Source organism: Nocardioides deserti (assembly GCF_014266025.1).
Taxonomy (GTDB): Bacteria; Actinomycetota; Actinomycetes; order Propionibacteriales; family Nocardioidaceae; genus Nocardioides; species Nocardioides deserti.
This window is the reverse complement of record NZ_JACMYC010000038.1, coordinates 1-1227: the sequence shown is the minus strand read 5'-3', so window position 1 is coordinate 1227 and position 1227 is coordinate 1. Positions and strand designations below refer to the sequence as shown.

General features: G+C 68.1%; 1 protein-coding gene. It reads left to right on the top strand.

Features of this window, described 5'->3' with window-relative positions; all coding sequences use genetic code 11:
- The first annotated feature begins 49 nt into the window (after positions 1 to 49).
- Positions 50 to 1219, top strand: a complete 1170-nt coding sequence (locus H7344_RS20155) for an IS30 family transposase (protein ID WP_452437570.1) — start codon at positions 50 to 52, stop codon at positions 1217 to 1219.
- Positions 1220 to 1227 lie beyond the last annotated feature (8 nt).

Below are 1227 nucleotides of genomic sequence, written 5' to 3'. Positions count from 1 at the left end.
CCGCGGGTTCAGGGAGTCGTTGCACCGCCACGGGTAGTGGAGGTGCGGAGTGGGGATCGAGCGGGCAGATCGTCGGCGGTTCTGGTTGGCGGTGAGGTCGGGGCAGTGGGCTGGTGAGGCGGCGGTCGCGGTCGGCGTGTCACGCACGAGTGGTGATCGGTTGATGCGTGACTTCGGTGGCGTGATGGAACGTCTCGACGAGCCCTCGGGCCGGTACTTGTCGCCGCGGGAGCGGGAGGAGATCGCGATCCTGCATGCCCAGCGCTTGGGGCCGAGCGAGATCGGGCGCCGGATCGGGAGGCCGCGTTGCACGATCAGCCGCGAGCTGGCGCGTAACCGCAACACCGATGGCAGCTACCGGGCCAGTACGGCTCAGCGCCGGACCGAGGCGCGTGCCCGTCGGCCCAAGCCGGGCAAGCTGGCCAGCAACCCGTTGCTGTTGGCCGCGGTGCGGGCCAGGCTGGCGAAGAACTGGTCTCCTGAACAGATCAGTCACGATCTAGCAGTGAGCTTCCCCGACCAGCCCGAGATGCGGTGCTGTCACGAGACGATCTACCGCTCGATCTACGTCCAGAGCCGTGGCGAGCTCAAGCGGGAGCTGGCTCGGCACCTGCGCACGCAACGGGCTGGCCGCAAGCCGCAGAACCGGCCCGAGCGGCGCAAGGGAAGACTCGTCGACCCGATCTCGATCAGCGAACGCCCGGCCGAGGCGGCCGACCGCGCCGTACCCGGGCACTGGGAAGGCGACCTGATCCTCGGCAAGGCCGGCGGATCGGCGATCGGCACCCTGGTCGAACGCTCCACCCGATACGTGATGCTGGTCCATCTGCCCAAGCGCCGCACCGCTGCGGACTTCGCTGAGGCACTGGTTCCGGTGCTACGCACCCTGCCCCAGCACCTGCGCAGATCCTTGACCTGGGACCAGGGCAAGGAGATGGCACTGCACAAGCAGATCGCCTTCGACGCCGACATCGACCTCTACTTCTGCGACCCGCGCAGCCCCTGGCAGCGCGGCTCGAACGAGAACACCAACGGCCTGCTGCGTCAGTACTTCCCCCGCGACGTCAGCCTGCGCCAGTTCAGCCCCGCCGACCTCACCCACGTCGCCACCGAACTGAACAACAGACCCCGCAAGACACTCGACTGGGCCACCCCAGCCGAACGGTTCGAAGAACTACTCTGCGGCCACGAGATCAAGCGTGGTGCAACGACCGCCTGAAACCGCCG